The 6,729-nt window shown below is 67.4% G+C and carries 8 protein-coding genes and 1 pseudogene; 6 read left to right on the top strand and 3 right to left on the bottom strand.

Annotation, left to right across the window (positions count from 1 at the left end):
* Positions 1 to 15: 15 nt before the first annotated feature.
* A complete protein-coding gene (gene dapB / locus ABS88_RS22395; protein ID WP_062901184.1) occupies positions 16 to 741 on the bottom strand; it encodes a 4-hydroxy-tetrahydrodipicolinate reductase in 726 nt (241 codons plus the stop codon).
* 127 nt (positions 742 to 868) lie between these two features.
* Here dapB and ABS88_RS22390 point away from each other — a divergent pair, with 127 nt between their 5' ends.
* On the top strand, positions 869 to 1,573 hold the full coding sequence (locus tag ABS88_RS22390) for an NAD-dependent deacylase (RefSeq protein ID WP_286750625.1): 705 nt from the start codon (positions 869 to 871) through the stop codon (positions 1,571 to 1,573).
* A 3-nt stretch (positions 1,574 to 1,576) separates the two neighbouring features.
* On the opposite strand, the gene tadA is transcribed toward ABS88_RS22390, so the two are convergent.
* Complete coding sequence (tadA, locus tag ABS88_RS22385) at positions 1,577 to 2,035, bottom strand: tRNA adenosine(34) deaminase TadA (RefSeq protein ID WP_040590678.1); 459 nt, start codon at positions 2,033 to 2,035, stop codon at positions 1,577 to 1,579.
* Positions 2,036 to 2,287: 252 nt separating this feature from the next.
* Between tadA and rpmB the strand changes: the two genes are divergently transcribed.
* Positions 2,288 to 2,581 (top strand): 50S ribosomal protein L28, encoded by a 294-nt coding sequence (rpmB, locus tag ABS88_RS22380; RefSeq protein ID WP_003050690.1) that lies wholly within the window; start codon positions 2,288 to 2,290, stop codon positions 2,579 to 2,581.
* Positions 2,582 to 2,620: 39 nt separating this feature from the next.
* Here rpmB and ABS88_RS22375 read toward each other — a convergent pair whose 3' ends face one another.
* Positions 2,621 to 3,607, bottom strand: a complete 987-nt coding sequence (locus tag ABS88_RS22375) for an esterase-like activity of phytase family protein (protein WP_286750624.1) — start codon at positions 3,605 to 3,607, stop codon at positions 2,621 to 2,623.
* 174 nt (positions 3,608 to 3,781) lie between these two features.
* Between ABS88_RS22375 and ABS88_RS22370 the strand changes: the two genes are divergently transcribed.
* The 4 genes and pseudogenes from ABS88_RS22370 to ABS88_RS22355 all read left to right on the top strand — a co-directional run.
* Positions 3,782 to 4,183, top strand: coding sequence for a glycine zipper 2TM domain-containing protein (locus ABS88_RS22370; RefSeq protein ID WP_003050684.1), 402 nt, complete (start codon positions 3,782 to 3,784; stop codon positions 4,181 to 4,183).
* A 175-nt stretch (positions 4,184 to 4,358) separates the two neighbouring features.
* Positions 4,359 to 5,450 (top strand): Ppx/GppA phosphatase family protein, encoded by a 1,092-nt coding sequence (locus ABS88_RS22365; protein WP_081611226.1) that lies wholly within the window; start codon positions 4,359 to 4,361, stop codon positions 5,448 to 5,450.
* The gene (locus ABS88_RS22360; RefSeq protein WP_058811052.1) at positions 5,447 to 6,169 is read left to right on the top strand and encodes an RlmE family RNA methyltransferase; all 723 of its coding nucleotides are present in this window, start codon (positions 5,447 to 5,449) and stop codon (positions 6,167 to 6,169) included. Before ABS88_RS22365 ends, ABS88_RS22360 begins: the two co-directional genes overlap by 4 nt.
* Before the next feature lie 4 nt (positions 6,170 to 6,173).
* Positions 6,174 to 6,729: pseudogene (locus ABS88_RS22355) on the top strand (S41 family peptidase); the annotation flags it as partial.

The following is a 6,729-nucleotide window of genomic DNA, read 5'->3' as shown; positions in this document are numbered from 1 at the left end:
GCGCCGCAAGCCCGTTCAGAGGCCGAGCACCTGCGGCATCGTGTAGCGACCCGGCGGCTGGTGGATCAGCCACAGCGCCGCCCGCACCGCGCCGCGCGCGAAGATCATGCGGTTTTCGGCGCGATGCGACAGGGTGATCATTTCCTCCGGCCCGGCGAAGATGACATCATGGTCGCCCGCGATGGTCCCGCCGCGCAGCGATGCGAAGCCGATCTTGCCATGGCCACGCGCCCCGGTGACGCCATCGCGGCCACGTTCGGAGCAGCGGTCGAGGCTGATGCCGCGCCCCTCGGCGGCTGCCTGACCAAGCAGCAGGGCGGTGCCGCTCGGCGAATCGACCTTCATCCGGTGATGCATTTCCAGCACCTCGATATCCCAATCGGCGTCGAGCCGCGCCGCCGCCTCGCGCACCAGATGCGCAAGCAGCGTGACGCCAAGCGAAGTATTGCCCGTCTGGAGCACCGCGATGTCCTTTGCGGCATCGTCGATCAGATAATGGTGACGCTCCTCAAGCCCCGTCGTGCCGATGACGATGGGCTTCCTTGCGGTGATGCAGGCATCGAGCGTCGCCTCCAGCGCCCCGGGCGACGAGAAATCGACGAGCACATCGGCGGCAGCAACGAGCCGCGCGACATCACCGCCCTTGTCGACGCCGCAGCTGCGCTGCCCCGCCTCCGAAATCGCGGCGGCGAGCGCGACGCCCATCCGTCCCTGACTGCCGATGATGCCGATGCTCGTCATGACGCGTCCCCTTACCCCATCCCCCTTAGCGCTTCGGATCGCGCGAAGTCGAGGCACCGTTCGCCCCGTGCGGGCCGGATTGACGAAAAAGGATGAAGCCGCCGGTGCGTCCCGATAGAGAGGCCGCATGAGCGGCGTCCATAACATCGTGATCCTGACCGGCGCGGGCGTGTCGGCCGAAAGCGGTATCGACACCTTCCGCGACAGCGGCGGGCTTTGGGAACAGCACCGGGTCGAGGATGTGGCGACGCCCGAAGCCTTCGTCCGCGATCCCGATCTGGTCCACCGCTTTTACGATGCGCGCCGCGCCGCGATCCAGACCAAACAGCCCAACGCCGCCCATGCTGCGCTGGCACGGCTCGACGCGCATTGGCCCGGCGAGTTGCTGATCGTCACGCAAAATGTCGATGATCTGCACGAGCGCGCGGGCGCGAAGCGGTTGATCCACATGCACGGCGAACATCTGAACGCGTGGTGCACCGCGTGCGACCGGCGCAGCCCGTGGACCGGCACGCTGATCGACCGCCCCGCCTGCCCGGCGTGCGGCATGGTCGGCTATCTGCGCCCCGACGTCGTGTGGTTCGGCGAGATGCCCTATCGGATGGACGACATATATCGCGCCATCAACCGCGCCGACCTGTTCGTTTCCATCGGCACCTCCGGCGCGGTCTATCCCGCCGCGGGTTTCGTGCGCGAAGCGCGGCAGGCGGGCGCACGCACGCTCGAGCTCAACATGGAGCCGAGCCAGGGCAGCTACTGGTTCGACGAGGCGCGGCAGGGACCGGCGACACAGCTGGTGCCGCAATGGGTCGATCAATTGCTGGGATTTTGACCGTCAGCGCCGCGCCGCGAAGAAATCGCGGAGCAGCGTCGCTGCTTCGCCGGCACCGATCCCGTCGTAGATTTCGGGGCGATGATGGATCGTCGGCTGCGCGAAGACGCGCGGACCATGCGCGACCGCCCCGCCCTTCGGATCGTCGGCGCCATAATAGAGGCGCGCGATTCGGGCATGGGCGATGGCGCCCGCGCACATCGCGCAGGGTTCCAGCGTGACATAGAGGTCACAGCCGTCGAGCCGCTCGTTGCCGAGCTTCGCCGCGGCCGCCCGAATCGCTACAATCTCCGCATGCGCGGTGGGATCGTGCGATTCGCGCGGGCGGTTATGGCCTTCGGCCACGATCGCCCCGTCCTTGACGACGACCGCACCGACCGGCACTTCGCCCCAATCGGCGGCGATCCGGGCAAGGTCGAGCGCGCGGCGCATGGGTTCGGGAAGCGGGAAACGGGTTGGCATCATCTTTTCCTGCTGCGCAGGAAAGCCCGGCACCGGCCCGCTCCTCCACCCGGCCTCCCCCAGCTTGCTATCGTCGGGGAGGCCGGGTGGAGGAGCGCGCCGGTGCCGCCTTCCACGTCAGTGGAATCTGCCCTAATGACTTGACGAATCTCCGGCAAGCCGATAAGCGCGCGCCTTTCCCGGCCCACCCGGTCCCTTCGGCGCCTTTCGCGCCAACCGGCACGCCGCCCAGATTTTGTGAGGAAGAAGACGATGTCGCGCATTTGCGAACTGACCGGCAAGGGCCGCCAGGTTGGCCACAATGTCAGCCACGCCAACAACAAGACCAAGCGTACCTTCCTGCCCAACCTGCAGAATGTGACGCTGCTGTCGGACGCGCTCGGCAAGGGCGTGAAGCTGCGCGTGTCGACCCACGGCCTGCGTTCGGTCGAACATAATGGCGGCCTCGACAACTGGCTGATGAAGACCGGCGACAATCTGCTTTCGGACAACGCCCGCAAGATCAAGAAGGAAGTCGCGAAGAAGCTGGCCGAAAAGGCCGCCTGATTCGTCCTTCGACGTGCTGCGACAAAAAGGCCGCCGGTTTTACCGCGCGGCCTTTTTGCTGCCCGGCAGGTCGACGAGTTCGAATTCGACGAGCAGGCTGCGCTGCCAGGCGTTGAAATTATTGTCCGCGACGAGCCACACGAACGTGCGGCCATCCCGCCGCATAACGGCCGCCCCTTCATAATTGTCGGCGAGCGGCGCCGGAACCTGACCGATCGCCACCGACCGGACGACAGCGTCCTTCGCGATATCGGCGGGGTCGACGATCGCGAGGGTCGTCGTGAAGATCGGGGAAAGACCCAGCCGCCGGTGAACCAGCAGAACGCGGCCGTCGGGTAGCGGCGCGGCGTCGCTGACCAGCCCCTTTCCTTCAGCATCATAGAAGAAGCGCAGCGGCGCCGGCCCCGGTGCGGCCGGGTCGCCCGTGTAGAGCAGCGCCTCTCGTCCCCGCGGATCGCTATGCGCGTCTTCGGAAAAGATCAGGGTCCGGCCGTCGGCCAGCCGGGCCATCGCCTCCGGCCCGCTGTTCGACGGCCAGGCCGGTTCGGGCAAGGCGCGGCGCGATTCGATATGCGTCAGCGTCGGGTCGAGCCGCCAGACCTGGTTGAGCCCTTCGAGCGCCAGCCAGGTTCGTCCGCTTTGCCGGTCGACCAGCATCGATTCGACATCGCTCTGCGATTTGTAGCGCCCACCACCGATCGGTGACGCTATCGTGCCGATATGCGCCGCGCGCGGATGCCCCTCGTCGGTCAGGGTCATGCGGACCAGGACGCCGTTATCGCCGGCAATCTGAAACCGGTCGGGGCCGGTCAGCGCCAGCGCCGAAAAGCCGCCGAACATGGCATTGGGGCTAACCAGTCGCCAGCCGCGCACGAAGCGCAGCATCCCGGTCTGCCCCGCCGGATAGACCAGGGGCCGCGCCTCGATCCGCTGAGAGGTGCGGTCCATGACACGCAACCGCTGCTCGGTTCCGGGCAGCGGGCCGAGCAAGAGGAAGATGGCGGCGGCGGAGAGAAGGCGGCGCATCGCCGCGGCGATAGGCCCGAACCTTCCTCGCAGGCAAGCCCGGCGTCCGGGCGCGCGAAGCTGAACGAATGCCAACAATGGTGTTCAGGCTTCCCTCAAGCCGAATCGGGCAAAACCCCTTCATCGACCCACCGCCCGCACCGGGCAGACACAAGAGATTGAAGGAGAAAGACGATGAAAAAGATGATGACGCTCTCCCTCGCCGCCCTGATGTCGACCGCGACGCTGGGCGTGGCGACGCCGGCCGCCGCCCAGCAGGGCTATTACGACGGCAGCTATGGCACCTATTACAGCGGCTATGGTCGCGACGACCGTCGCCACGACCGTTACGACCGCCGCTATGACCGCCGCGACTATCGGGCCGACCGCCGCTACGATCGTCGCTACGACCGCCGCAATTATCGCCAGTGCGACAATGGCACCGGCGGCACCATCATCGGCGCGATCGCGGGCGGCCTCGCCGGCCATGAAATCGCCGGCCGCGGCGACCGCACCGTCGGCACGATCATCGGCGGCGCCGTCGGCGCCATCGCCGGCCGCGCCATCGACAAGGGCAATGACGGCTGCCGTCGCTAAGGCAGGCCCGAGCCCCAACAAAAGACAGTCTCCCTTGCCCCGTCCGGCCCCGCGCCGGGCGGGGTTTTGCTGCGCCATGCACCTTGCCATCGCGCCGGGGCGCGCCTAGGTTCGGTCTCAAGTGCACGCCCGCGGCTGATCGCGGGTGGGTGAGTTGAGACAGGTCATTTAAATCATGCGGCAAATGGCAGCGCCATCGGGCCGACCGCCGCGGTCAGGACAGGCGGCAAAGGGACGAAACAAGACGGCACCGCCCCCGCGGCCCGTGCCGGTCGTACGGCCGCGCAGCTATGCCGCCATCGACCTTGGCACCAATAATTGCCGTTTGCTGATCGCGCGCCCGCAGGAAGGCGAACTGGTCGTCATCGACGCTTTTTCGCGCATCGTGCGCCTCGGCGAAGGGCTGCACAGCACCGGCCGGATCAGCGAAGCCGCGATGGACCGCACCGTCGCCGCGCTCGCCATCTGTGCCGACAAGCTGCGCCGCCGCCATGTCACCCTGTCACGCGCGGTGGCGACCGAGGCGTGCCGCCGCGCCGCCAACGGGGTCGAGCTGGCCGACCGGGTGCGCCGCGAAACCGGTATCGTGCTCGACATCATCTCGGCCGCCGAGGAAGCGCGACTCGCCGCGCTGGGTTGCCACAATCTGATGGAACCCGGCGACGGTCCGGCGCTGATCTTCGACATCGGCGGCGGTTCGACCGAGCTGATGCACGTCGATATATCCGACCATGATGTTGCGATCCGCGACTGGATCAGCGTGCCGTGGGGCGTCGTCTCGCTGACCGAACATGCGCCGCCGAGCGAGGATAATCTCTCGGCCCGGCAGGCGAGCTATGCGCATATGCGCGCGGTGACGCGCGAGGCCTTCGCCGGTTTCGCCGAACGGGTGAAGTGCTACGAAGGCCAGCCGCTGCGCCTGCTCGGCACGAGCGGCACGGTAACGACCCTGGCGAGCGTCTTCCTCGATCTGCCGCGATATGATCGGCGCGCGGTCGACGGGCTGGTCGTTCCCACCGACGCGATGCGCGACATCAGCCGCCGGCTGGCCGAGGCGAGCCTCGACGACCGCGCCGAAATCGCCTGCATCGGCCGCGAACGCGCCGACCTCGTCGTCGCGGGCTGCGCGATCCTTGAAAGCATCATCGATCTGTGGCCCGCGCTGCGCGTCGGCGTTGCCGATCGCGGCATCCGCGAAGGGATATTGCGCACGCTGGCGATGCAGGGGCGCGACATTCCGGTCACCCGGCGCGAGTATCGCAAATGAGCGGGCGCAAGGGCGGAGGCGGAAGCGCCAGCGGGCGCGGCGGACTGCACGAGCGCGTCAAGACCGCGCGTCGGCGCACCGCATCCTCGACGCGCTGGCTGCAGCGCCAGCTCAACGACCCCTATGTCCGGCGTGCGCAGGCCGAAGGCTATCGCTCGCGCGCCGCGTACAAGCTGATCGAGCTCGACGACAAATTCGGCTTCCTCAAGAAGGCGCGCGCGGTCGTCGATCTGGGCATCACCCCCGGCGGCTGGTCGCAGGTGGTGCGCAAGGCCAACCCGCGCGCGCGCGTTGCCGGTATCGACCTGCTCGCCTGCGAACCGATCGAAGGCGTCGCGATCCTCGAGATGGATTTCATGGACGACGCCGCCCCCGACGCGCTGATCGAGGCGCTCGGCAGCGCACCCGACCTCGTCATCTCCGACATGGCAGCCAACACCGTCGGCCACCCGCAGACCGACCATCTGCGTACTATCGCTCTCGCCGAGACGGCCGCCGATTTTGCGGTCCAGACGCTGCTGCCCGGCGGCGCTTTCGTCGCCAAGGTGTTCGCCGGCGGCGCCGACCGCGAATTGCTGATGCTGCTCAAGCAGAATTTCGCGAGCGTGAAACATGCGAAGCCGCCTGCAAGCCGCAAGGGGTCGCCCGAGCTATATGTGATCGCGCAAGGGTTCAAAGGACGCGGCGATACCGCGCCGGAGCATGACGAAGGGGAGTAGGGACATGGCGAAACCGAGGGTGCCGCTGACCGCATTGACGATGGCGGCGCTGATGCTTGCCTCGTGCGGCGGAGGAGGAGGTGGCAGCACGGCGGGGAGCGGGCCGGTAACGGTCACCCCGACACCCAGCCCGACCCCCACGCCGACCGCAAGCTGCGGCCTGTCGGCACAGCAGGCCTTTGCCAAGTCGGTGATCGACGAATGGTATCTCTTCCCGAACGATGTCGCGACGAACGTCAATCCGGCCAGCTATTCGACCGTGCAGGATTATATCGACGCGCTGGTGGCGCCTGCGCGAGCGCAGAGCAAGGATCGCTATTTCACTTACGTCACCTCGATCGCCGAAGAAGAGGCCTATTATAGCAGCGGGTCGAGCGCCGGCTTCGGCGTCCGCCTGACTTACGATCCCTCGACCCAGCGCGTGATTATCGCCGAAGCCTATGAAGGCGCCCCCGCCCTCTCCGCCGGGATCGATCGCGGCACGCAGATATTGGCGATCGGGACCAGCGCCGCCAATCTGCGCAGCGTCGCCGACATCGTCGCGAGCGAAGGGACCGCGG

Source organism: Sphingopyxis sp. SCN 67-31 (genome assembly GCF_001725095.1).
Note: the sequence above shows the minus strand (reverse complement) of the source record. Positions and strands in the feature narration are given on the sequence as shown.